Source organism: Vibrio cionasavignyae (genome assembly GCF_050337155.1).
Lineage (GTDB): Bacteria > Pseudomonadota > Gammaproteobacteria > Enterobacterales > Vibrionaceae > Vibrio > Vibrio nomapromontoriensis.
On sequence record NZ_JAKJSR010000025.1, the window covers coordinates 44,797 to 69,328 of the forward strand.

The following is a 24,532-nucleotide window of genomic DNA, read 5'->3' on the forward strand; positions in this document are numbered from 1 at the left end:
CTTCCTCTATTTGTTTCTATTGTGCGATGACGTCTCGTAAAGTGGCAAAAGATCACCTTCATCAAAGCTCACCGCGACCCACTCTTGCTGATAAGTGGTCATTAACCAAAACTGGTCGAGTCGATAGGCCGTGACACGTTGTGGTTCCTCTGCCTCTTGATACCACACTTCAATGGTTATTGGGTTTTCAAGGGCAGGTTTCAGGCGCTGTAAAGTAGGTTCATCCACAACCGTGCCACGGATCCCTTGCCAATTCTGCGCCAACTGATTTGCCTGTTCATTAAAGCGCTCTGGAATCGCGAGCCAATTAACTCGCTCTACCGAAGACGAACTATCCTCTAAATAGAGCTGCAGCCCCGCCGCGTTTATTTCGATTACGTGATCGTTAGGATTTAAAATTATCCCGGGCGACCCCTGCAGTTGAGCGGAGGCTTGGGGTTGTGGGGAAATAAGATACTGCTTAATAAGCGTTGGTGCAGCCATGACTCCCATAAAGAGAGAAATGGCGACAATCAAAACGTTATTCCAACGTCGCCGAGTCAGTTTAAAGCGAGTTAACATAGCCCGTTAGTTCAACTTGTTTCTATCGTTGTCATCTTTACGCTCGAATTCACCTTCAAACGTATTGCTATCTTGCCCTTGGCCGTCAAATGGACCACGCTGAAACGGGTCATGGGACTGAAATCCACCTTGAGAGCCGTGGCCTTGATGGAAACCACCTTGCATGGTGTTAACCACTACTTTGCTCATCAAGTATTTTGCAATGGCGGCACGAGGAGCCGGTAATAGCACCAACATTCCCATCGCATCCGTCATGAAGCCGGGCGTCAGTAACAGCACACCAGACACAGCAAGCATAACGCCTTCCACGATTTGCTGGGCTGGCATTTCACCTTTCTGAAGGCGCGTTTGTACCGACATCAAAGTTTGTAGTCCTTGGCTACGAACTAATGTTGCCCCAACAAAAGCCGTAATTAGGACTAGTCCAATGGTCGGCCATAGCCCTAAAAAGCCACCCACTTGAATAAACAAGCCAATTTCAATAATTGGCACACAAATAAAGAGTAATAATAATATCGGAAACACAGTGTCCTCCTTGGTTTGCTGTCAGTTTACGCCCACATTGAAGCAAACCACAAATAATTCGCTCACATTGCTTGGCATTAACAAAGAAATAGTTTTTCAGGATATGTCCCACAACGTAAGCAACGAATTATTTGATGCGCATCTCATCCCACATCAATCGATAAGATTTCTGCAATAATTAGGTTAAAAAGGTGATCTAGCTACTATTTTTATGTGCCACTTTAAGTAATATGTTTCCTATAAATCAGGACGTAATAACTAGCCAATTATTCTGGCGAATGGATTCTTTAAAACAGATATGGCAAAGACCCTGTAATCTAAGCAGAACAATTATCTAAGGATCCAAGTATGGCTACTTCCACCCTCGCTCCAAACACAGCGGCTAAAGCCACTCGCATCGAAGAAGATCTATTAGGTCAACGTCATGTTCCAGCGGATGCTTATTACGGCATTCATACTCTACGCGCGATTGAAAACTTCAATATCTCTAATGCAACTATCTCTGACGTGCCTGATTTTGTGCGCGGCATGGTCATGACGAAAAAGGCAGCAACACTGGCTAACCGCGAGCTAGGTGTCTTACCTAAAGATGTGGCGCAGTACATTATTCAAGCCTGTGACGTGATCTTAGAAACGGGTAAGTGCATGGATCAATTCCCGTCGGATGTTTTCCAAGGTGGTGCGGGTACGTCTGTTAACATGAACACCAATGAAGTGATTGCTAACGTTGCCCTTGAATTAATGGGCAAGGAAAAAGGCCAATACGAATTCATTAACCCTAACGACCACGTAAACAAAAGTCAGTCAACCAACTGCGCCTATCCAACAGGCTTCCGTATCGCGGTCTTTAACAGCGTAAAAAAACTCATGGACTCAATCGAATACCTAAAAGGGGCATTCGAATCTAAGAGCCAAGAGTTCTCTGGTATCTTAAAAATGGGTCGTACTCAACTACAAGATGCCGTACCGATGACGGTGGGCCAAGAGTTCCACGCCTGGGCGGTGACGCTCAACGAAGAAATTAAAAATCTTGACTATACCTCTAAGCTTTTACTCGAGGTCAACCTTGGCGCAACCGCAATTGGTACCGGCCTTAACGCAGCACCTGGTTATCAAGAATTAGCCGTTAAGCACCTATCCAGCGTTACCGGACTTGAGTGTGTACCTGCAGAAGATTTGATTGAAGCAACGTCAGATTGTGGTGCTTACGTAATGACGCACAGCGCCCTAAAACGCTTAGCTGTTAAGCTATCTAAAATCTGTAATGATCTTCGCCTGCTCTCCTCTGGCCCTCGCTCAGGCTTAAATGAGTTAAACCTACCAGAGCTGCAGGCTGGTTCATCCATCATGCCAGCAAAAGTAAACCCGGTAGTTCCAGAGGTTGTAAACCAAGTGTGCTTTAAAGTCCTTGGTAATGACAATACCATTTCGTTTGCTGCTGAAGGTGGACAACTGCAACTCAACGTGATGGAACCAGTCATTGCACAGAGCATGTTTGAATCCTTAGAGATCCTAAAAAATGCCTGTGTAAACTTACGAGACAAGTGTGTTGATGGCATCACTGTGAATAAAGAAGTCTGTGAAAGTTATGTGTATAACTCAATTGGTATCGTAACGTATCTGAACCCTTACATCGGTCACCACGAGGGCGATATCGTCGGAAAAATCTGCGCAGAAACCGGTAAAAGTGTTAAAGAGGTGGTACTTGAGCGTGGTCTTCTATCAGAAGAAGAGCTTGATGATATTTTCTCGGTAGACAACCTGATGAAACCTCAGTATAAAGCCAAGCGCTACGAATAACGTTTACTTAAGGCTCCCTATCGGGGGCCTTTTTACTGGTTATTACGAACACATCGCATTCAACAATGCAGATTTAACGCAAAACAACCGTTCGCTTTCCGCCTATGCTTGTTGGGATTGATTAAGCGAACGATAACTCGAGGAATTACTATGGTTGCTATAGAACTCGCCGTCGTACTACTGTTCATTTATTTGGGCGCACGTATCGGCGGTATTGGTATTGGTTTAGCAGGGGGCGCTGGTGTCATCGCTCTTTCTCTCATTTTAGGTGTCCCTACAAGCCAATCATACATCCCCGTTGATGTTATCTTGATCATCATGTCTGTTATTACCGCAATCGCGGCGATGCAAGTGGCCGGCGGTATGGACTGGTTAGTACAAATTGCAGAAAACTTCTTACGAAAACACCCCGAGCGTATTACCTTTTACGCTCCCATCGTCACCTTCCTCATGACACTGCTCGCGGGTACGGGTCACACCGCTTTCTCTACATTGCCAGTTATCGCTGAGGTAGCAAAAGGCCAAGGTGTTCGTCCTTCTCGCCCGCTGTCAATTGCCGTTGTTGCGTCGCAAATCGCCATCACCGCTTCGCCTATCTCTGCCGCAGTGGTAGCGTTTGCCGCCATGCTGGCACCAATGGGCGTCGATTACTTAACGCTACTTGCGGTTTGTATTCCAACCACTTTCATCGCCTGTATGGTTGGTGCGTTTGTTGCCAACTTTATGGGCAGTGAACTAAAAGATGATCCGGTTTATCAAGAACGTCTTGCTCAGGGTTTGATTAAGCTCAACACTACCCAAAAGCGCGATATTCTGCCGACAGCAAAGACGGCTACCTATATTTTCTTAGCAGCAATCATATTTGTGGTTTGTTATGCCGCGGCTATCTCCGGCTCAGTAGGTTTGATTGAAAATCCAGCACTAGGCCGTAATGAAGCCATTATGACCATCATGTTGGCTGCCGCTGGCGCTATCACGCTTTTTACAAAGATCGATGCTTCACAAATTCCTGCGGCGGCGACATTCCGTTCAGGTATGACAGCGTGCGTTTGTGTGTTAGGTGTCGCGTGGTTAGGTTCAACATTCGTCAATGCCCATGTCGATGAAATTAAAGACTTTGCAGGAGCCTTATTACAAGACTACCCATGGATGCTAGCGCTAGTCTTATTCTTTGCTTCCATGCTGCTTTACTCTCAAGGTGCAACAACCGTCGCGTTGATGCCAGCAGCACTCGCGATTGGTGTTGCTCCGCTTACCGCCGTGGCTTCTTTTGCTGCGGTGAGCGCACTATTTGTATTGCCAACCTACCCTACGCTGCTGGCTGCGGTAGAAATGGATGACACGGGCTCTACACGTATTGGTCAATACGTATTTAACCACCCGTTTTTCATCCCAGGTGTTGCGACGATTAGTACAGCCGTCGCACTTGGGTTTGCTTTTGGTGGTCTACTCATAGGCTAAGCACGACCTACATAGCCTCCATTTAAAAGAGCAACGCATTACGTTGCTCTTTTTTTATCCTTCCTTGAAACAAAACTTCCTATCTGCCTGTCTTAGGTTAAGATAACTTTCGGTAATTTTCGATAACTCAAACGTGAACTCACAAGTAACGCCTTATGATAAGAATATTCGTTAAGCTCGTATTGCTCTCTCTTATGACCTTCTCATGGTCAAGCTTTGCACAATTTGGACAAGGATCCGATTTAGCCTTTACGCCTAAATCTAGCAATACCTTTGTCCCAGTAGATGAGGCATTTCCACTTAATTATTATCAACAAGGACAGCGCGTTTTTATCGACTGGCAGGTCAAAGACGACTATTACCTATATCAAGATAGAATCCTTATCAGTGGTGATAATATCACCATTGGCGCCATTGAAATGGAAGATGGCACCCCCTACCAAGATGAGTTTTTTGGCAACGTTAACATTTACACTGAACCGCTATTTATTCAGGTACCGCTGGAGTCATATCAACCCGATGGCAAACTGATTGTTCAATACCAAGGTTGTGCCAAAGCAGGCTTTTGCTACCCTCCGGAAACTCGTATCATTGATATTGCCCCGTTTACCTTCGATGATGCCGCTACGACAACAAGCTCCGCTCAAGTAATCAATGATACACCCGCAGAGTCCGCAATACCTGCGCCAGCATTAGACAATGATCTAACCAGTAAACTCTCACAGGTCTGGTGGACACCAGCACTGTTTTTATTACTCGGTGTTGGACTCGCGTTTACTCCCTGCGTGCTCCCCATGTATCCGATACTGACCAGTATTGTATTAGGTGGAGGGAAACGTACTCAAAAACAAGCGCTCGGTCTTTCTTTTGTCTACGTTCAAGGCATGGCGCTTACCTATACCTTGCTTGGCTTAGTCGTCGCTTCGGCTGGCATGCAATTTCAAGCAGCGATGCAGCACCCTTATGTCCTAATTGGCCTTAGTGTGCTCTTTGTCGCGCTCGCGCTCTCGATGTTCGGTCTATATACCATACAGTTACCATCTAAAGTTCAAACTTGGTTAAACGGCCTGAGTAATCAACAGCAGGGAGGCAATCTACTCGGTGTGTTCTTAATGGGCGCCATCTCAGGGCTCGTCTGTTCGCCTTGCACAACCGCCCCTCTTTCTGGTGCTTTACTTTACGTCGCACAAAGTGGTGATCTTCTGGTGGGTGGTATTGCTTTATATGCGCTGGCACTCGGGATGGGTATCCCGCTTATTGCCGCTGCCGTCTTTGGTAACAAGCTACTGCCTAAAGCGGGCGGATGGATGGACCGCGTGAAAGTGTTGTTTGGTTTTGTATTACTCGCGGCACCTATTTTCTTACTTGAACGAATTCTACCAGAGCTGTGGGCAACCCTACTTTGGTCTGGTTTAGGGGTAGTCGCATTTGGCTGGCTATATCATCAAAAAAATAGCCTCACTTTTGGTGGCTGGAAGCAAAGCTTTGTCGGTATTGTCGCGATCCTCGGCCTGTTCGCCTCTGCTCAACCCGCCTTACAATATTGGTTTGGTGACGCAGCCCAGAATGAAGCACAGATTACCTTTACACGCGTCAATAATATCAACGAGCTCAATCAAGCACTCGAACAAGCAAAGCTCGCGGGTAAACCTGTCATGCTCGATTTCTATGCAGATTGGTGCGTCGCGTGTAAAGAGTTTGAAAAGTACACCTTCCACGATCCTGCCGTTGAGTCGGTATTAGATGACTTTGTGCTACTGCAAGCGGATGTCACCAAAAACCAACCTCAAGATATTGAACTGCTCAAAGCCATGAATGTTTTAGGGCTACCGACGATTGAATTTTGGGACGCTCAAGGGCAAGCGCAACCCAATGCAAGGTTGACAGGGTTTGTACCAGCTGAAGATTTCTTGCAACACCTGAGAAAAAACCAACTAACTCGGTAAAAAATTCGATTCTCATCAGAGTTTTGCATTGAGCTAATTGTTTGCTAGCGCAAGAGAATCAATAATAGTATTAACATTTTTTTAAAAAGTTGAGATAGCATGGAACCGACGTACACCATCATTATCGCTGACGATCATCCGCTGTTTAGAAACGCGCTTTTTCAATCAGTACATATGGCGATAAGTGGTGCCAACCTATTAGAAGCGGATTCATTGTCTTCTCTACTTAGTTTGCTTGAAAAAAGCGAAGAGCCAGATTTGATTTTGCTTGATTTAAAAATGCCGGGCGCAAATGGCATGTCGGGACTGATTCAACTTAGAGCAGACCACCCGGATATCCCCATCGTGGTTATTTCAGCAAGCGAAGAAGCCAGCATTGTTTCTCAGGTAAAAATGCATGGCGCTTTTGGCTTTATCCCTAAATCAAGCGATATGAAAGTTCTCATCGGTGCTCTAAATCAAGTGCTTGAAGGCGAACCCTACTTCCCTATCGAGTTAATGTCTGAGGACTCCGCTTACAGTGACCTCGCAGAAAAAATTGCCACACTGACACCTCAACAATACAAGGTGCTAGGCATGTTGTCTGATGGGTTGCTAAATAAGCAAATTGCCTATGACTTGAATGTGTCGGAGGCCACTATTAAAGCGCATATGACGGCAATTTTTAGAAAACTTGGCGTAAAGAATCGAACCCAAGCGGTCATTTTACTCAATGAGGCGAGCGAATAAAAACACCCCCAAACAATCCTTATGATTGCTTGGGGGTTCTTTATTCTATACCCATCGTTGTAGTATTAAGGCGCGATAGTGCTATTCACGCCATAATGCCATTCACGCCATATCGCTACTCATCCGGAGCCTCTGGCAAACAAAGCCCTAGTTTCGTCACTTCATTCTCGTCAATGGCGGCAACAACCCATTGCAGTCCGTGCCATTCAAAGCTATCCCCTAAGACAGGCTGAGCACCCAGCTCTTTTTCAACCAAACTTTTGAGAGTCATATCCGCATCGACATCCTCAAACTCAAACTCAAGGCCATAAAACGTCGAAACATCAGACAGCTTCGCTGTGGCATCAAGGAAAAAGTCACCAAAGAATCGAGCAAGATTTTCATCTTCTGGGGCCTCACTAAACAATAAACTCAATGCATCTAAATTTTGATCTTGCGCTAATACACATAAAGTATCACTCGCTCGCAACTCTGTGCTTCCCGACGGGTGCAACAACTGATTATCTCGAAATAATGCTGCAATTCGGGTTCCTTCTGGCATTTTTAATTTACGTAGCGGCTCGCCGACACACCATTTTTCTGGTTTCAGTTTGTAGATGAACATCTCCCACTCGCTGGCGGGAAATATTTCCACGCCAGAGCGAGAAATAGGCTCTGGTTTAGGAGGGAGCTCAACTTTGGCTAACGCCGCCGCTTTCATTAACGTACCTCCTTGCACCACCAATGACACCAGTACGACGAAGAAGGCAATATTGAAATACAGCTGAGCATTAGGTAAACCCGCCATCATCGGATACACAGCCAAAATGATGGGAACCGCACCACGTAAGCCTATCCAAGAAATAAACCACTTTTCACGAGCACCGAAACTCTTAAACAGAGATAAACCTAGCCACACGGAAATTGGCCGGGCAAAGAAGATCATACCAAAGGCTAAGGCAAAACCCGGCACCATAATGTCGACCAGGCTCGACGGCGTCACTAATAGACCCAACACCACAAACATCACAATCTGACTTAGCCAAGTCATACCATCCAGTACACTAAGTATTGAATGACGCGAACGTGTCGGCTTATTGCCCAGCAATAGCCCAACAAGATAGATAGATAAAATACCACTGCCACCAAGATGATTGGCTAACGCCAATAACGCCACACCACCACTAATCACCAGTATTGAATATAATCCTTCGTGCAATTGCGTACGGTTAACAAGCTTCCACAGTAACCACCCTCCAGCTAAACCAACAATAATTCCAATACCAAATTGCATCAGAAAGCTTTTGATAAGGAAGGTCGCGCCCAAATCCATACCAGAGCTACCAAGCACAGCAATAAGCGTGACGGTTAAGAATACCGCCATGGGATCGTTAGTTCCGGATTCAATTTCTAGTGTTGCTCCAACACGCTCATTGAGCTGGCGTCCTTTTAATAAAGAAAACACAGCGGCTGCGTCGGTAGAGCCGACAATGGCCCCCACCAAAATGCCTTGCAGTAATTCTAAGTCAAACAGCCACATGGCCATTAAGCCGGTCAGCGTTGTGGTACAAGCAACGCCCAGTGTTGCCATAGTGATTGAAGGCCAAAAAGCGACTCGAAAGCTGGCCACGCGTGTACGCATGCCACCATCAAGCAAAATAACCGCTAACGCTAGGTTACTCACTAAATAAGTAATGGAATAATCATCAAAATAGATGCCCCCTGGGCCATCTTCTCCCGCCAACATACCGACACCTAAAAACATCACTAGGATAGGCACGCCCAGCTTTGCGGATACCTGACTAAACAGCACACTTAATGCGACAAGTACTGCTCCAGTCAAAAACAGGCCGTTAATTGAATCTGCGTCCACTCATTACTCTCCGTGATTTCTGTAACCCATTACTAACATGACGATTAAAACATACTTGTGGGCTATCAATTCAGCTAATTTACTAAGCACATGTGTATTAATGTGTACTTAATTTCACTCTCGCGGCTTGTTGATACCATTAAATATTAGACCTTTGGCTAATTTAACAGCAATTTAACATCACACTTTTGGCAAGCATCCCACTCAACACCTTGTTATTAATGCATTTCACCCGACTCCCCGCTCGACTAAAGTTGCACAGAGTTCTTGCTACGACCCTGCTACCTTATTAAACGTAACATAACGTTAACACCACTTAATAAGGAGATAGCCATGGCGTTCGAATCATCGGAACATGCGCAAGCCTACTGGAAGGAAAACTTGGGAATCATGGGGACACTGCTCGCCATCTGGTTCGTTGTATCTTACGGCGCAGGCATTCTATTTGTTGATGCCCTTAATACCATTCAATTTGGCGGTTTCAAGCTAGGATTTTGGTTTGCTCAACAAGGTTCGATATACACCTTCGTGGCGCTGATATTTATTTACGTTGCTCGCATGAATGCGCTCGACAAAAAATACAACGTACAGGAAGACTAGAGGCTAGAACATGGATATTCAAACTTGGACGTTTATTCTCGTCGGTATTACATTCGCACTGTATATCGGTATCGCAATCTGGGCTCGAGCAGGCTCGACCAGTGAATTTTACGTGGCTGGTGGTGGTGTTCACCCCGTCGCAAATGGTATGGCTACCGCAGCAGACTGGATGTCTGCAGCATCGTTCATTTCTATGGCAGGTATCATCTCATTCGTTGGCTACGACGGTGCGGTTTACTTAATGGGTTGGACTGGTGGTTATGTACTACTCGCACTATGTTTAGCACCTTACTTACGTAAATTCGGTCAGTTTACCGTTCCTGATTTCATCGGTGAGCGTTACTACTCGAAAACAGCTCGTATGGTAGCGGTATTTTGTGCCATCTTCGTTTCATTTACCTATGTAGCAGGTCAAATGCGTGGTGTGGGCGTCGTCTTCTCCCGCTTCCTAGAAGTTGACATTAACTTAGGCATCATCATTGGTATGGGCATTGTGTTCTTCTATGCCGTCCTGGGTGGTATGAAAGGCATCACTTATACGCAGGTTGCTCAATTCTGTGTCCTCATTTTCGCCTTCCTAGTACCAGCAATCTTTACCTCTATTATGATGACAGGTAACCCGTTACCACAAGTAGGTATGGGGTCGACCATCTCAGGCACGGACGTTTACTTACTCGATAAACTCGATGGCTTAACCGAAGAGCTCGGATTCACCGCCTATACCGAAGGTAACAAGAGCATGGTCGATGTCTTCTTCATCTGTGCAGCTCTAATGGTCGGTACTGCGGGTCTGCCACATGTAATCATTCGTTTCTTCACTGTACCTCGTGTACGTGATGCACGTATCTCAGCAGGTTGGGCACTACTGTTCATCTCTTTGCTTTACACAACAGCGCCAGGTGTTGCTGCTTTTGCTCGTGTTAATATGATTGAGACCATTAACGGCCCTGATATGAAAGGGGTACCCGCAGCAGAAGCACCAAGCTGGTACAAAAACTGGGAAAGCACTGGCCTAGTAGGCTGGGAAGATAAGAACGGCGATGGCAAAATGTTCTACTCGGGCGATGAACGCAACGAAATGAAGATTAACCGTGACATCATCGTACTGGCTTCTCCTGAGCTAGCGAAACTACCAAACTGGGTTGTTGCACTACTTGCAGCTGGTGGTCTAGCAGCCGCACTATCAACAGCCGCTGGTCTACTATTGGTCATCTCAACGTCGATTTCACATGACTTGTTGAAGAAAGGCTTCAGACCAAATATGACCGACAAGCAGGAGCTATTAGCTGCTCGTCTAGCCGCCATGGTCGCGATTGTCGGTGCAGGTTACTTAGGTATTAATCCACCAGGCTTTGTAGCACAGGTAGTAGCGTTTGCCTTCGGCTTAGCCGCAGCATCCTTCTTCCCTGCCATCATCCTAGGTATCTTCTACAAGAAGATGAACAAGGAAGGCGCAATTGCAGGTATGTTGTCAGGTATTGCCTTCACAGCAAGCTACATCATTTACTTCAAGTTCATTAACCCAGCAGCAAGCACACCAGAAAACTGGTGGTTTGGTATCAGCCCAGAAGGCATCGGTACGCTGGGTATGTGTCTAAACTTTGTTGTCTCTATCGTAGTGAACAAGTTTACTGCTGAAGTACCTGAAGATGTACAAGAAATGGTTGAGTCTATCCGCTACCCGAAAGGTGCTGGTGAGGCACACGACCACTAATAACAACGTTTATTCGTTGGCTAAAGAAGAAAAGACCAATGCGTTCGCATTGGTCTTTTTTACGCGACTCGCAGGCAGTCACCTAAACGGTAAGTAAGCCGCTATGAGCGCTCTTTATACGAATACTCAACATCGATAATCGCTCGGTACTTAATTTCACCGCGATTTTCTGCATATTCCTGCACGGTGACCTGCGCATCGTCAACTTGGACACTGTTTCGCAATAAATCGCCTTCATGCACTCTCAACTTATAAACTAAATCCGTCGAAGGCATCGCTTTCAAATCATTAACCATCTGAAAGCCTGCATCATAAGCTTGCTGTTTAGTGCTAAAGCCTTCTGAATGTAAGTCGACATCACCAACCAGTGATGTTGTGGTCGCCATTGCTGTAGATGATAGAACCAAAGACGCGGTAATTAATGCTAGTTTATTCATGATGACACCTCATTACTTACTAAATTCTCATTAGAGATAAAGATAGTGCGTCAAATAAAAGTTCGTATTCTCGTTAAGTTTGGTGATATTGAGAATAAACCTGTTTTTGCCACCCTATTATATTGCCTTTTCCTAAGATAAGACCTGAACAGTACTAACTATCTTTCGCGTCATATTGATAACTGACATTCACCTGAGCGCGATACTTTATAGTTCCTTGTTTTTCGGAGAATTCTTGAACTGATATTTCAGTGTTTTTTAATTCAACATCTTGGATGTTGTCACTGTGAGCATTCAGCTTGAATTGATGCGCCAAGGCACCACTGGACATCTCATTAAGTTCATCAACCAACTGGTAGCCAGCCTCATAGGCTTTCTGCTTGCTGGAAAATGCTTCGGTTTCCAACTTGCTATTACCAATATCGCTTCCTGCGAATACACTTCCAGACATAAGCGCAACACACGCTACAACTAATCGTTTTTTCATATATTCACCTTTTCTAACTGACGTGTTTGAAGAGGACTCTAGCGTAACTCACCTGATGTAAAGCGTCTGTCAAGCTATGTAAAGGAAGCGTTATATAAGGTAAAGCAATGGAAAACTTAACAACACAATCATGACATTAATGTTTTCCATCACTTTTATCTGACTAAGTGCGATTGAGCATCGCCCTTAATTTGAGGGGTTTAACGGGTTTTGGTAAAAAGCTAAAGCCATTAGATTTAATGCCTTCAAGCATAGTTTCAGTACGATCGGCGCTAATAATCACACCTTTAAATGAGTCGCCCAACCGCAGCCGACACTGTTGGAGCACTTCTAAACCTGTTCGACCATTGTCTAAACGATAGTCTGAAAAAATCACATCGGGTTGCCAATCATCATCCAGATGTTTCAGACTGCCAACTAAGTCCAGCGCCGTTCTAACGTCACAACCCCAGCGAGCAAGTAAAGTCTCCATTCCCACTAAGATATCTTGTTCATTGTCGACACAAAGAATGTTTAAATGCTGAAGCGCAGCATGTGGCGCTGTTGTCACTGGTTGCAAGATAGGCTCAATCTCATACGCTTTATCTAGAGTGATCGAGAATACGCTACCCTTGTCTTGCCATGACTGCATAGAAATTTGATGGTTAAGAACGCGGGCTATCCCTCTCGAGATCGCTAGCCCTAGCCCTAGCCCTTGATCGGCTCGCGCTTGATCGACACGAGAGAACTCGTCAAAAATCTCTTTTTGTTTATTTTCAGGAATACCAATACCATCATCCCAAACATCAATTCTCACTCGGCCGTTTACTCGCCTAGCCCCCAACACCACTTTCCCCTCGGGGTTATAGCGAAAAGCATTGGTAAGAAAGTTCTGCAGTACTCGGCGCAGTAATTTCGGATCCGACTTAACGATTAAACCTGAAGAAACCACTGAAAATCGAATATTTTGCCCAACCGAGATCGCACTGAATTCGGCCTTTAGCGTGTCGAACACTTCCGACAGCTCAAACCCACGCACCTTCGTTTGCAACTTACCTGACTCCAAACGAGAAATATCTAATAAGTCGCCAATAAGCTCTTCCGCAGCGCCGAGCGCACTCTCTATGTGTGACGATAGCTTTTTCGTTTCATCATCTTTACTGACTTCAGATAACGAGGAAGCAAACAAACGAGCGGCATTCAAAGGTTGCATCAAATCATGACTGACCGCTGCAAGAAAACGCATTTTTGATTGTGATTCAGACTCGGCTTTTTTTGTTGCGAATACAAGACGAGCATTTAATTGCTCCAGCTCTTTCGTTCGCTCGGTCACTCTGGATTCCAAGCGCTCATTTGCATCACGCAACGCACTTTCTGCGGCTCTAAATACGGTAATATCGGTAAAACTCATGACAAAACCGCCACCGGGCATCGGGTTACCTTGAACTTCAATCACACTACCATCTGAGCGAATCCTTGATGAAGTATGCGGCGATCCTTGCTCTAAATGATAGATACGTTTACGAACATGTTCATTCGGATCGCCCGGACCACAAAGCCCTTGCTCGGCATTATGTCGAATAACCTCTGCAATAGGGCGCCCTACTTGAATCAACCCTGGTGGGAAGCTAAACAATTCAAGGTAACGCCGGTTCCACGCCACTAACCTAAGTTGCTTATCAACAACCGCAATACCTTGTCCAATATGCTCTATCGCTCCCTGTAGTAACCCTCGACTAAAGTGATAGAGCTCTGATGCTTCATCAACGATCGTCGCTACTTCTTCGAGTTGCATATTGCGACCTTGCAGCGCAGATGTCAGGACGAGCTTAGCAGAAGAGGCACCAAATACTCCTGCCAGCACTCGTTCGGTATGTCGAATCAATTCGGCCGACGCTTGTTGATTAGGTAATCCATCTTGTTGCTGCTGCCGCCAAAACTGTCGATAAGCGCTGCGAACTCGCGTTCGCCCCACAAAACGAGAGGCTAACATTTCGAGTTCAGCCACCGTCACTCGGCTTTGATATAAGCTAATATTTTCACTTTCGGGTAATGGCGTACCGACAAAAGAAGCCGACTGCAAGCGCTCCGTTAAACTCGCCCTTGTCGACAACGACACGGCAATGAAACACAACGCATTGAGCACAACGCTAATCAGCATGCCCCAATCAGAACTTTTTATATCCAAAGATAACAACATCTCTGGCGGAGTAATCACCCAAATCAACAGGTTATTTTGCGCATCACCTGCAAGTAACCCGGTCTCGCCCATCAAGGTAATCAACCAGATGGTAAAACCCACTAGCAAGCCGACATAAACACCCTTTCTATTCCCCAGTCGCCAATACAAACCGCCAATAAGCGCAGGGGCAAACTGGGTAATGGCTGAAAATGACAAAAAGCCAATCGCAGATAAGGAATGTATCGAATCTAACGCCTGATAAAACAACCACGCCCCAAACAACAGCAAGCAGATCAGCGCTCGACGAATGATCAACAGCAAGCCAGACAGGTGACGATGGGAGCGATGAGCGAGCTTGATTCGTCGCAACAACAACGGCATCACGAGATCATTTGAGACCATAATGGCGAGCGCAATAGTCGACACAATTACCATACCACTCGCCGCAGAGGTCCCACCTAAAAACGCCAACAACGCGATATGGTCGGCATCGGCAAACTTAGGGATACTAATGACATACGTATCGGGGGAGGTCCCCATTAACAGCCCCTGTCCCACCCATGCAATCGGCAACACAAATAGCCCCATAAGGAGCAAATAAAGTGGAAATAGCCAGCGAGCAGTATGCAAATCTTTTGCTCGTTCATTTTCAACCACCATGGTATGAAACTGCCGAGGAAGACAGATAATCGCCATCATGGTTAACGCGGTGTGGATAAGTAGCGTAGGAATATTGGGCGACTGATAAGTACTAGATGCTAACTCCGCTAGGCGAATATCAGGACGTTCCCATGCCAAATAAAGGATGAAAAACCCAACAACCAAAAAGGCCACCAACTTGACGATAGACTCGAACGCCACCGCCATCATCATGCCACGGTGATGCTCGGTATTATCAATATGACGAGTTCCGAATAGCATGGTAAAAACAGCTAATGCACCGACAACGAACCAAGAGATATGGGTATCTTGATAACCAAGATCATTGGCTAGGTTAGGGGCGACAACGTCGAGCCCCATAGTAATACCACGCAACTGCAGCGCAATATAAGGCAAGATCCCCGCCACCGCGATTAGGGTGACAGCCACAGCCAAGCCTTGTGATTTTCCGTAACGGGCAGCGATAAAGTCGGCAATCGACGTGATATGTTCCCGCTTGGCAATCAGCACTAAACGAGCGATCACTCGCCAACCTAAGGTAAAGACTAGAATTGGCGCGACATAAATAGGTAGGAACGACCACGGGTTATTACTGGCTTGCCCCACCGTGCCATAAAAGGTCCAAGAGGTGCAGTAAACCGCGATAGAGAGGCTATAAACCCAAGGTCGCCACTTCGACAACCACTTTTTTTGCCTGTCTCCATACCACGCGATGAGAAATAACACCCCAAGGTATGCCAGTGAAACAGGAATTACTATCCATCCTTGCATTGGCTATATCCCTTTAAAACCTTTGGTCTCATTTAAAGGGCTATAGCCTAATAACTCAAACGCTTAGCATCATTTCTGTGGGTCAGGCTTAGAAAACTCTTTGATGTCTTTCACGGGTTTACTTTTTGGTTCAACCTTAATAAATAACGCTAATACACCCATAAACGCCATACCCCAGAAAATGTTTGCACCCCATTGTTCATACCCCCAGCCGCTTACCGCCATCATTAGCGCTATAAAGGCACCAAGAGGAATCGCATTATAAAGTGACTGTAATGCCACCATTTTATTGGCTTCTGACTTTTGAATGTATTGAATGGCAGCAATATGCGCGATACCAAACGTGACACCATGAAGTAACTGGATAACCACCAAAGCAGGCAGGGCCACTGTTGACGCCGTCAACCCCCAACGTACGATCACACCAATAGAAGAAACAACAAATAAGGTTCGCAAAGACCAGCCAGCAAACCATTTTTTACTAAAGGCAAACAATAGCACCTCAGAAACGACACCCAGACTCCATAAGTAGCCAATGACACTTTCAGGGTGACCCGCTTCTTTCCAATATATAGAACTGAAACTGTAGTAAGCCGCATGACTACCTTGAATAAGGGCAATCAATACCAAAAAGCGAATCACCTCTTTGTCGCACAACAAGCTTTTTAAACTCGGACGCTCTGCCGTATGTGACGTTTCTGATTCGGGTGGGTTAACTGGCGTTCTCATCACCAACAGCATCGACAGCACAAACCCAGCCAAAGCAGTGTAGACAATCATATTGGCGCCATATTTCGAGGCCAAGTACCCGACAACCGAAGAGCCGGCGATAAACGCGACAGAGCCCCATAACCGTGCTCGACCATAGTCCAATACGCCTCGGTTCGCATAGTGATTGGCCATTGCATCCGACAGCGGCACCATAGGGCCAAAACTCAGATTAAATAATACCGTGACCAATGCCAGCAACATAAAATTGGCACCGGCAGCAAGGTGCATGGCAATAAATAGGGTACAAGCTAATGTGGCCCAGCGAAGTGCGGGAAGTAAGCGCTCAACCTGATGAATTCTTGGTGTAATCAATAAATTAGCGACACAGCGCGTCGCAAATCCAAGCCCCATGAGCATACCAACATCCGTTGCGGACACGCCTTGGTCTTCAAACCACAACGCCCAAAATGGCAAATAGACACCATAGGCAAAGAAGAAACCAAATAGGTACTGGGAGACCCAAGCAAAAGGGGAGGGATTCAACATAACAACAACCTAAAAAGAAGAAATAAATCAGGATAGATAACCTGATCACTGCGCGATCGGCCACATTATGCAATGACACGTGTTTCCAAAAAAGGGAATTGTTACTAGAAATAAATTACCTCAAATATCGAATCCTATCTTTTCTCCATCGTGCACCAAGCCATCGCCAATTAAACGGGTAACGTTAGCCGCCACCTATCGCAATAACTATTCGACTAAAGTCGTCTGGAGGTTAATGCAATAGGTGTCACAATATGAGGTACGGTGAGACAACACAGAGACCCTATGATGCCTGACAAATTTAATATGTCGTCGCCTCCGTTCGACCGTCTGTCTGAACGCGAGCAAAACCAGTTGCGCTCATCATTAGACGTCGCTTATTTTCGAGAAAAAGATGTCCTACTAAAAAGCCATCAGCTCAGTCAGCATCTCTACATTTTAATTAAGGGCTCGGTAGAGGAACGCGATGAACTCAGCAATGAAATATACGCCCACTACACCTTTGATGACATGTTTGATGTGCGAGCCCAATTTGGCGACCCAGTCAAACATCATTACGTCGCCCTTGAAGACACGTTAGTGTACTTACTCCCCAAAGAGATATTCCTCTCCCTTTATCAGGCCAATGGTCAATTTGCCGCCTATTTCGATAGCAATTTAGCTACCAGACAGCAATTACTCGAAGACGCGCAAAAACAACAAAATCTCGCAGAGTTTATTCTGACAAAGGTCGATCAAGATATTTACCATCCGGCGTTAATACTGGATGCTGAGCATTCTATTACCGAAGTCACAGAGTTATTGCTTGATCAAGGCGTTGATGCCGCTCTTATTGGCTTACACGATAGTGACCCAAGACGACAAGCGCATCCCTCTGCCCTGCCTTATGGCATCGTCACCCGTACCAACATGCTGCATGCCGTCGTTCTGGAGCAATTACCCTGCGATACTTCGATAAGTGATATCGCCACCTTTCCCGTTCATCAGGTTGAAAAAGAGGACTTTCTCTTTAATGCCATGGTGACCATGACAAGGCAACGCGTTAAGCGGCTGATGGTATGCAATGGTTCAAAGCCGGTTGGCATGCTCGACATGACCCAAATACTCAGCACATTCTCAACCCACTCTCATGTGTTGTCGCTCAGTATTGCTCGGGCTAATAGCATTGAAGAACTTGCTCTGGCATCCACAAAACAACAGCAACTTGTCGATAGCTTGGTGAGTAATGGTATTCGTACTCGCTTCATGATGGAGCTTATCTCAGCGGTAAATGAGCAAATTATCGAAAAAGCCTTCGAATTGATCCTCCCTCCCGCAGTACATAATCACTGCTGCTTTATCGTATTAGGCTCAGAAGGTCGTGGAGAACAAATCCTAAAAACCGACCAAGACAACGCACTTATCTTAGATGACACATTAGATTGGCCAGACAAAGAGAAGGTATTAGAAACACTAAGCCATACACTGGCTCGATTAGGTTATCCACTATGCCCCGGCAACGTCATGGTGAGTAATAGTCAATGGGTTAAATCTGTTTCTGAATGGCACCGTCACGTCCGGCAATTAATTTCTAAAGCGACACCCGATAACGTGATGGAGTTAGCGATTCTTGCCGACGCCCGGGCTATCGCAGGAAACCTCGCACTTCTTGCCCCTATAAGCACGTCATTACGAGAACAAATGGAAGGGCAAGAGCTGATTCTGGCTGACTTTACCCGCCCCGCCCTCACTTTTGCTGTACCGCTCACCTTATTTGGTAATGTCAAAGCGTCCAAGGACGGCTTGGATATCAAGCAAGGCGGCATTTTTCCTATTGTTCACGGTATCCGAGCACTCAGCCTAGAGTATGGGCTAGAAGCAACCAACACTTTCGAGCGAATTGATCAATTGGTTGAGAAACGCGTTTTAGAGACCTCGACTGCCGATAATCTGTCAGAAGCACTCAAGCAATTTTTCAAACTCAGGTTACAACAACAGCTCACTCATCATCACACCCAAAATGCGATTCAGTTAGCGAACTTAGAACGCCCAGAGCGGGACTTGTTACGTCATGGGCTACATGTGGTGAAAAAATTCAAGCAATGGCTTGGCTATCATTACCAAATTCGCATATAGCGACGCCCAGGAAAAAAACAACCAGCGTTCAAGGAGCAGTATGAACCCAATTCGACGATATTGGTGGCACTATAAACTTAAAGGCACAGCTTATGCGCCACTGTTTGCCCGTGCCCGCTGCAATGAGTTTGTGTCACTCGATTGTGAGACAACCAGCCTCGATCCTAACGTGGCTGAAATAGTGACGATTGCCGCGACCAAAATCATTGGTAACCGTATTATTACTAGCGCCCCATTTGAAGTGCATCTTCGTGCCCCACAGTCACTCGACGAAAACTCGGTAAAAATTCATCATATTACTCATCACGATTTGAAACATGGCATCAGTGAACAGCAAGCTATTACGTCCCTCATTAACTTTATTGGTAATCGCCCTTTGGTCGGTTATCACATTCGCTACGACAAAAAAATCCTCGATCGTGTCACGAAAAAGCACCTTGGCTTCCCGCTTCCCAACGCTCTCATTGAAGTCAGCCAGCTCTACAATGACAAGCTGTTGCGAATTCTGCCGAACGGCTATTTCGACCTGAGCTTAGAGGCTATTTGTCGGCACTTAGAAATCCCCGCCTACAATAAGCACGATGCCCTCAATGACGCCAAAGCCGCCGCACTGGTCTATTTGAAACTGACAAAAGGCACAATGCCGCCCTTTATTCCCCAAAACTAATTTTGCGACTGGGATCTCATTTCAGCACGAGCGCAAGTAACTGATTTAAAGGCATTTAAAACAAGTACGCCTAAAGTCTAATTGCCGTTTATGCCAATCTAGCCGAGAGTTAGTAGCAGATGTAACTCAGCCCAAGTTGGAAGTGCTCAATTCACAAGGAGAGAAGCAATGAGTGAAGTTCATGTTTATCCGGTAAAAGAAAATATTAAAACGCATACGCACGCGGATAACGACACTTACCTATCCATGTACCAGCAGTCCGTTAGTAACCCTGAGGCATTTTGGGGCGAGCACGGCAAGATTGTAGATTGGATCAAACCCTTCACACAGGTGAAAAACACCTCTTTCGATACCGGTCATGTCGATATTCGCTGGTTTGAAGATGGCACACTCAATGTGTCTGCGAACTGTATTGACCGCCACCTCGCCGATAAAGGGGATGACGTAGCGATCGTTTGGGAAGGCGATGACCCTGCCGACGATAAAACGCTCACTTTCAATGAATTGCATAAAGAAGTTTGTCAATTTTCAAACGCGCTAAAAGCACAGGGAGTTAAAAAAGGCGACGTAGTATGCCTTTATATGCCAATGGTGCCTGAAGCGGCGGTTGCTATGCTAGCCTGTACCCGAATCGGTGCCGTTCACACCGTGGTATTTGGCGGTTTTTCTCCAGAAGCCTTGTCGGGCCGCATTATCGATTCAGATGCGAAAGTCGTAATCACCGCTGATGAAGGCGTTCGTGGCGGTCGCGCAGTACCACTAAAGAAAAACGTTGATGAAGCACTAACGAATCCAGACGTGAAAAACATTTCTACTGTCATGGTTCTTAAACGTACTGGTGGTGATGTGGCTTGGCACAGTCATCGTGACGTTTGGTGGCATGAAGCCACAGCAACGGTTTCTGATATTTGTCCTCCTGAAGAGATGCAAGCGGAAGATCCACTATTTATCCTCTATACCTCAGGGTCAACGGGTAAACCTAAAGGTGTATTGCACACCACTGGCGGTTACTTAGTCTATGCCGCAATGACGTTCAAGTACGTCTTTGACTATCAACCGGGTGAAACCTTCTGGTGTACTGCAGATGTGGGATGGATTACCGGTCACACCTACCTCATCTATGGTCCGCTTGCTAATGGCGCAAAAACGATTTTATTTGAAGGCGTGCCAAACTACCCAGATACAAGCCGCATGAGCGAAGTGGTCGACAAGCACCAAGTTAATATTCTCTATACCGCTCCAACGGCCATTCGTGCACTGATGGCAAAAGGGGACGAAGCAGTAAAAGGGACCAAACGAGACAGTTTAAGAATCATGGGGTCGGTCGGTGAACCAATTAACCCAGAGGCATGGGAGTGGTACTACAAGACCATTGGTAACGAGCAATCACCGATCGTCGATACGTGGTGGCAAACCGAGACTGGTGGGATTTTGATTACCCCGCTACCAGGTGCAACAGATTTAAAACCGGGCTCAGCCAGCAAACCATTCTTTGGTGTTCAACCAGCGCTTGTCGATAACATGGGTAACATCATAGAAGGCGCGACAGATGGTAATCTCGTGATTCTAGATTCTTGGCCTGGACAAATGCGTACCGTCTATGGCGATCACGACCGTTTCGAGCAAACCTACTTCTCAACGTTTAAAGGGATGTACTTTACCAGTGATGGTGCCCGTCGCGATGAAGATGGTTACTACTGGATCACGGGTCGTGTCGATGATGTACTCAACGTTTCTGGCCACCGTATGGGCACCGCAGAAATTGAGTCGGCATTAGTCGCTTTCGATAAAATTGCTGAAGCCGCAATTGTTGGCATCCCGCATGACATCAAAGGTCAGGCCATCTATGCCTATATCACGCTCAATGATGGTGAATACCCATCAGCAGAGCTTCATAAGCAGGTAAAAGACTGGGTAAGAAAAGAAATCGGTCCAATCGCCACCCCTGATGTGTTGCACTGGACAGATTCATTACCGAAAACACGTTCCGGTAAAATTATGCGCCGTATCCTACGTAAAATTGCAACCGGCGATACCAGTAACCTAGGTGACACCTCAACCTTAGCGGATCCAAGCGTGGTTGATAAACTGATCGCAGAAAAAGCTGAACTCGCGTAAGACCGCAACATGTCCACAACAAACCGCCTTGTTCTAGGGCGGTTTTTTTGTATCAAGTTTTTTCAGAATTGAGTAAAAACGTGCACTGTGTTGCAAGTTTTCTGACAAAGATAGGGTGATTAGACCAGTAAATTGCTGCTAAATGCTGTGAATTAGCTATAATCTTGGTCAACTTTTAAAAAACAGCCAAAATTTGGTGTCAAATTAGGCTGATTTTTATATAAACTTGAGATAAATCACGTTCATTTCACGTTAACAGAAGATGGCAGCATTATGGCAGCAAAGTCACGAATTCTAGTTTTAAATGGCCCAAATCTTAATCTATTAGGACTAAGAGAGCCTGGACACTATGGTTCGGAAACACTATCACAAATTATTGATAACCTAACTGACTTAGCGCAAATACAGGGCGTCACCCTGACACACCTGCAATCTAATCGTGAATACGAGCTCATTGAAGCGATACACGCCGCCCATGGTGATATTGATTTTATCATTATCAACCCAGCAGCCTTTACCCACACCAGCGTCGCGTTAAGAGATGCGCTGCTTGGCGTTTCAATACCATTTATCGAAGTGCACTTATCAAACGTTCATGCTAGAGAACCATTTCGTCATCATTCTTATTTGTCCGACGTGGCACAAGGCGTGATATGCGGACTGGGATCGCAAGGCTATGAATTTGCCCTTTCCGCTGCCATTAAGGCACTGAAAGTAAAATAGATACTCTATGGCTGCGCAGCAGTCATCTGACTCACATTAGAGAAGAGATAGAAACATGGATATTCGTAAAATCAAAAAACTTATCGAACTAGTAGAAGAATCAGGCATTTCTGAGCTAGAAATCTCTGAAGGTGAAGAATCGGTACGAATCAGCCGTAATGGCACAGCACCCGTTGCACCGATTCAATACGCCGCAGCGCCAGCTCCAGTTGCCGCACCGGCACCAGCTGTTGCTTCAGCTGCACCTGCTGCTCAAGAAGCCCCTGCTGCGCCTGCTGGACATCAAGTTCTTTCGCCAATGGTAGGTACGTTCTATGGCGCGCCAAGCCCTGATGCAAAACCGTTCGTGAAAGTGGGTCAGCAAGTAAATGCTGGCGATACGCTATGTATCGTTGAAGCGATGAAAATGATGAACCAAATTGAATCTGATAAGTCTGGTGTTGTTACCGCTATCCTTGTTGAAGACGGCCAACCCGTTGAGTTCGACCAAGCTCTAGTCATTATCGAATAATAGAGAGCGCTCATTATGTTAGATAAATTAGTAATCGCGAATCGTGGTGAAATTGCACTACGTATTCTGCGCGCTTGTAAAGAGCTCGGCATTAAGACCGTAGCGGTTCACTCGACCGCTGACCGCGATCTTAAGCATGTGCTACTTGCAGACGAAACCATTTGTATCGGTCCAGCTCGTGGCATCGACAGCTACCTTAACATCCCTCGCATTATTAGCGCGGCGGAAGTCACTGGTGCCGTTGCCGTTCACCCGGGTTATGGCTTCCTTTCAGAAAACGCTGACTTTGCTGAACAAGTCGAGCGTAGTGGCTTCATTTTTGTAGGCCCTAAAGCTGAAACCATCCGCATGATGGGTGACAAAGTCTCCGCTATCACTTCAATGAAAAAAGCGGGCGTACCTTGTGTTCCTGGCTCTGATGGCCCTCTTGATGATGATGACGCGAAGAACAAAGCACACGCAAAACGCATTGGCTTCCCTGTTATCATTAAAGCCTCTGGCGGCGGCGGTGGTCGTGGTATGCGCGTGGTTCGCTCTGAAGCAGAACTGACTGAAGCGATAGCCATGACGCGAGCTGAAGCAAAAGCGTGTTTCAACAATGACATGGTTTACATGGAAAAATTCCTAGAAAACCCTCGTCACATTGAAGTTCAAGTATTAGCAGACGGCCAAGGCAACGCGATTCACCTTGGTGAGCGCGATTGTTCAATGCAACGTCGTCACCAGAAAGTTGTGGAAGAAGCACCAGCACCAGGTATTACCGAAGAGATGCGTAAGTACATCGGTGAGCGCTGTACTCGCGCGTGTATCGAAATCGGCTACCGTGGCGCAGGTACGTTTGAATTCTTGTATGAGAATGGTGAGTTCTACTTTATCGAAATGAATACGCGTATTCAGGTAGAACACACGATTACTGAGATGGTAACGGGTATCGACCTTGTTAAAGAGCAGCTACGTATCGCGGCTGGCCAACCACTTTCATTTACTCAAGATGAAATCAAACTACGTGGTCACTCAATCGAGTGCCGAATCAACGCCGAAGACCCAGTGCGCTTCTTACCTTCACCAGGTAAGATCACACGCTTCCATGCTCCTGGTGGCATGGGTGTACGTTGGGAATCTCACATCTATACCGGTTATACCGTACCACCGCATTATGATTCAATGATCGGTAAGCTCATCACTTACGGTGAAAACCGTGACGTGGCGATCGCTCGTATGAAAAATGCGTTAGGTGAAATGATTGTCGAAGGTATTAACGTGAATACCGAGTTACAGCTGGCTATCATGAACGACGAGAACTTCCAACACGGTGGCGCGAACATCCACTATCTAGAGAAGAAGCTCGGTTTACAGTAAGCCTGTTGCCCGATGATACTAAGCCCACTGATGTGGGCTTTTTTTATACGCTCTTTTCGCTAATCTGCTACACTCTGC

General features: G+C 46.1%; 19 protein-coding genes. 12 read left to right on the top strand and 7 right to left on the bottom strand.

The window, feature by feature from the left end; genetic code table 11:
- Positions 1-6: 6 nt before the first annotated feature.
- Together L4D74_RS19495 and L4D74_RS19500 are read right to left on the bottom strand one after the other, a co-directional pair.
- Positions 7-561, bottom strand: a complete 555-nt coding sequence (locus L4D74_RS19495) for a hypothetical protein (RefSeq protein WP_428754121.1) — start codon at positions 559-561, stop codon at positions 7-9.
- A 6-nt stretch (positions 562-567) separates the two neighbouring features.
- Positions 568-1,086 (bottom strand): FxsA family protein, encoded by a 519-nt coding sequence (locus L4D74_RS19500; RefSeq protein WP_265674673.1) that lies wholly within the window; start codon positions 1,084-1,086, stop codon positions 568-570.
- A gap of 348 nt (positions 1,087-1,434) precedes the next feature.
- On the opposite strand from L4D74_RS19500, the gene aspA reads away from it, so the two are divergent.
- The 4 genes from aspA (at position 1,435) to L4D74_RS19520 (ending at position 7,022) form a co-directional block, all read left to right on the top strand.
- Positions 1,435-2,886: an aspartate ammonia-lyase gene (gene aspA / locus L4D74_RS19505; protein WP_265674672.1), complete on the top strand. Its 1,452-nt coding sequence runs from the start codon at positions 1,435-1,437 to the stop codon at positions 2,884-2,886.
- 150 nt (positions 2,887-3,036) lie between these two features.
- The gene (locus tag L4D74_RS19510) at positions 3,037-4,347 is read left to right on the top strand and encodes an anaerobic C4-dicarboxylate transporter (protein ID WP_265674670.1); all 1,311 of its coding nucleotides are present in this window, start codon (positions 3,037-3,039) and stop codon (positions 4,345-4,347) included.
- A 158-nt stretch (positions 4,348-4,505) separates the two neighbouring features.
- Positions 4,506-6,293 (top strand): protein-disulfide reductase DsbD, encoded by a 1,788-nt coding sequence (locus L4D74_RS19515; protein ID WP_428754188.1) that lies wholly within the window; start codon positions 4,506-4,508, stop codon positions 6,291-6,293.
- Between the two features lie 99 nt (positions 6,294-6,392).
- Entirely contained in the window at positions 6,393-7,022 is a 630-nt protein-coding gene (locus tag L4D74_RS19520) for a response regulator (RefSeq protein ID WP_428754122.1), read from the top strand.
- Positions 7,023-7,137: 115 nt separating this feature from the next.
- Here L4D74_RS19520 and L4D74_RS19525 read toward each other — a convergent pair whose 3' ends face one another.
- Complete coding sequence (locus L4D74_RS19525; protein WP_428754124.1) at positions 7,138-8,874, bottom strand: potassium/proton antiporter; 1,737 nt, start codon at positions 8,872-8,874, stop codon at positions 7,138-7,140.
- Between the two features lie 333 nt (positions 8,875-9,207).
- Here L4D74_RS19525 and L4D74_RS19530 point away from each other — a divergent pair, with 333 nt between their 5' ends.
- On the top strand, positions 9,208-9,474 hold the full coding sequence (locus L4D74_RS19530) for a DUF4212 domain-containing protein (RefSeq protein ID WP_250618715.1): 267 nt from the start codon (positions 9,208-9,210) through the stop codon (positions 9,472-9,474).
- A 10-nt stretch (positions 9,475-9,484) separates the two neighbouring features.
- On the top strand, positions 9,485-11,188 hold the full coding sequence (locus L4D74_RS19535; RefSeq protein ID WP_428754126.1) for a sodium:solute symporter family protein: 1,704 nt from the start codon (positions 9,485-9,487) through the stop codon (positions 11,186-11,188).
- A gap of 101 nt (positions 11,189-11,289) precedes the next feature.
- Here L4D74_RS19535 and L4D74_RS19540 read toward each other — a convergent pair whose 3' ends face one another.
- The 4 genes from L4D74_RS19540 to L4D74_RS19555 all read right to left on the bottom strand — a co-directional run bounded on the left by L4D74_RS19540 (position 11,290) and on the right by L4D74_RS19555 (position 16,961).
- Positions 11,290-11,625 (bottom strand): DUF3316 domain-containing protein, encoded by a 336-nt coding sequence (locus L4D74_RS19540; protein WP_428754128.1) that lies wholly within the window; start codon positions 11,623-11,625, stop codon positions 11,290-11,292.
- 154 nt (positions 11,626-11,779) lie between these two features.
- Positions 11,780-12,112 carry a DUF3316 domain-containing protein gene (locus tag L4D74_RS19545; RefSeq protein WP_428754129.1) on the bottom strand — a complete coding sequence of 111 codons (333 nt, stop codon included), beginning with the start codon at positions 12,110-12,112 and terminating at the stop codon, positions 11,780-11,782.
- A gap of 163 nt (positions 12,113-12,275) precedes the next feature.
- Positions 12,276-15,704 carry a PAS domain-containing hybrid sensor histidine kinase/response regulator gene (locus L4D74_RS19550; RefSeq protein ID WP_428754131.1) on the bottom strand — a complete coding sequence of 1,143 codons (3,429 nt, stop codon included), beginning with the start codon at positions 15,702-15,704 and terminating at the stop codon, positions 12,276-12,278.
- Between the two features lie 69 nt (positions 15,705-15,773).
- Positions 15,774-16,961, bottom strand: coding sequence for a 3-phenylpropionate MFS transporter (locus tag L4D74_RS19555; protein ID WP_428754133.1), 1,188 nt, complete (start codon positions 16,959-16,961; stop codon positions 15,774-15,776).
- A 288-nt stretch (positions 16,962-17,249) separates the two neighbouring features.
- On the opposite strand from L4D74_RS19555, the gene L4D74_RS19560 reads away from it, so the two are divergent.
- The 6 genes from L4D74_RS19560 (at position 17,250) to accC (ending at position 24,454) form a co-directional block, all read left to right on the top strand.
- Positions 17,250-19,076 carry a DUF294 nucleotidyltransferase-like domain-containing protein gene (locus L4D74_RS19560; RefSeq protein ID WP_428754190.1) on the top strand — a complete coding sequence of 609 codons (1,827 nt, stop codon included), beginning with the start codon at positions 17,250-17,252 and terminating at the stop codon, positions 19,074-19,076.
- A gap of 40 nt (positions 19,077-19,116) precedes the next feature.
- On the top strand, positions 19,117-19,743 hold the full coding sequence (locus L4D74_RS19565) for a 3'-5' exonuclease (protein ID WP_428754135.1): 627 nt from the start codon (positions 19,117-19,119) through the stop codon (positions 19,741-19,743).
- A 168-nt stretch (positions 19,744-19,911) separates the two neighbouring features.
- A complete protein-coding gene (acs, locus tag L4D74_RS19570) occupies positions 19,912-21,861 on the top strand; it encodes an acetate--CoA ligase (RefSeq protein WP_428754137.1) in 1,950 nt (649 codons plus the stop codon).
- 273 nt (positions 21,862-22,134) lie between these two features.
- Entirely contained in the window at positions 22,135-22,584 is a 450-nt protein-coding gene (gene aroQ / locus L4D74_RS19575) for a type II 3-dehydroquinate dehydratase (RefSeq protein WP_265674654.1), read from the top strand.
- Between the two features lie 55 nt (positions 22,585-22,639).
- The gene (gene accB / locus L4D74_RS19580) at positions 22,640-23,095 is read left to right on the top strand and encodes an acetyl-CoA carboxylase biotin carboxyl carrier protein (RefSeq protein WP_265674652.1); all 456 of its coding nucleotides are present in this window, start codon (positions 22,640-22,642) and stop codon (positions 23,093-23,095) included.
- A gap of 15 nt (positions 23,096-23,110) precedes the next feature.
- Positions 23,111-24,454, top strand: coding sequence for an acetyl-CoA carboxylase biotin carboxylase subunit (gene accC / locus L4D74_RS19585; protein WP_265674650.1), 1,344 nt, complete (start codon positions 23,111-23,113; stop codon positions 24,452-24,454).
- Positions 24,455-24,532: the final 78 nt, after the last annotated feature.

Coding starts and splice junctions, on each gene's coding strand:
- L4D74_RS19545 (WP_428754129.1), bottom strand. CDS start 12,112: ATGAAAAAACGATTAGTTGTAGCGTGTGTTGCGCTTATGTCTGGAAGT.
- L4D74_RS19530 (WP_250618715.1), top strand. CDS start 9,208: ATGGCGTTCGAATCATCGGAACATGCGCAAGCCTACTGGAAGGAAAAC.
- L4D74_RS19495 (WP_428754121.1), bottom strand. CDS start 561: ATGTTAACTCGCTTTAAACTGACTCGGCGACGTTGGAATAACGTTTTG.
- L4D74_RS19565 (WP_428754135.1), top strand. CDS start 19,117: ATGAACCCAATTCGACGATATTGGTGGCACTATAAACTTAAAGGCACA.
- L4D74_RS19535 (WP_428754126.1), top strand. CDS start 9,485: ATGGATATTCAAACTTGGACGTTTATTCTCGTCGGTATTACATTCGCA.
- accB (WP_265674652.1), top strand. CDS start 22,640: ATGGATATTCGTAAAATCAAAAAACTTATCGAACTAGTAGAAGAATCA.
- L4D74_RS19550 (WP_428754131.1), bottom strand. CDS start 15,704: ATGCAAGGATGGATAGTAATTCCTGTTTCACTGGCATACCTTGGGGTG.
- L4D74_RS19555 (WP_428754133.1), bottom strand. CDS start 16,961: ATGTTGAATCCCTCCCCTTTTGCTTGGGTCTCCCAGTACCTATTTGGT.
- L4D74_RS19540 (WP_428754128.1), bottom strand. CDS start 11,625: ATGAATAAACTAGCATTAATTACCGCGTCTTTGGTTCTATCATCTACA.
- L4D74_RS19520 (WP_428754122.1), top strand. CDS start 6,393: ATGGAACCGACGTACACCATCATTATCGCTGACGATCATCCGCTGTTT.
- L4D74_RS19560 (WP_428754190.1), top strand. CDS start 17,250: ATGCCTGACAAATTTAATATGTCGTCGCCTCCGTTCGACCGTCTGTCT.
- aspA (WP_265674672.1), top strand. CDS start 1,435: ATGGCTACTTCCACCCTCGCTCCAAACACAGCGGCTAAAGCCACTCGC.
- accC (WP_265674650.1), top strand. CDS start 23,111: ATGTTAGATAAATTAGTAATCGCGAATCGTGGTGAAATTGCACTACGT.
- aroQ (WP_265674654.1), top strand. CDS start 22,135: ATGGCAGCAAAGTCACGAATTCTAGTTTTAAATGGCCCAAATCTTAAT.
- acs (WP_428754137.1), top strand. CDS start 19,912: ATGAGTGAAGTTCATGTTTATCCGGTAAAAGAAAATATTAAAACGCAT.
- L4D74_RS19510 (WP_265674670.1), top strand. CDS start 3,037: ATGGTTGCTATAGAACTCGCCGTCGTACTACTGTTCATTTATTTGGGC.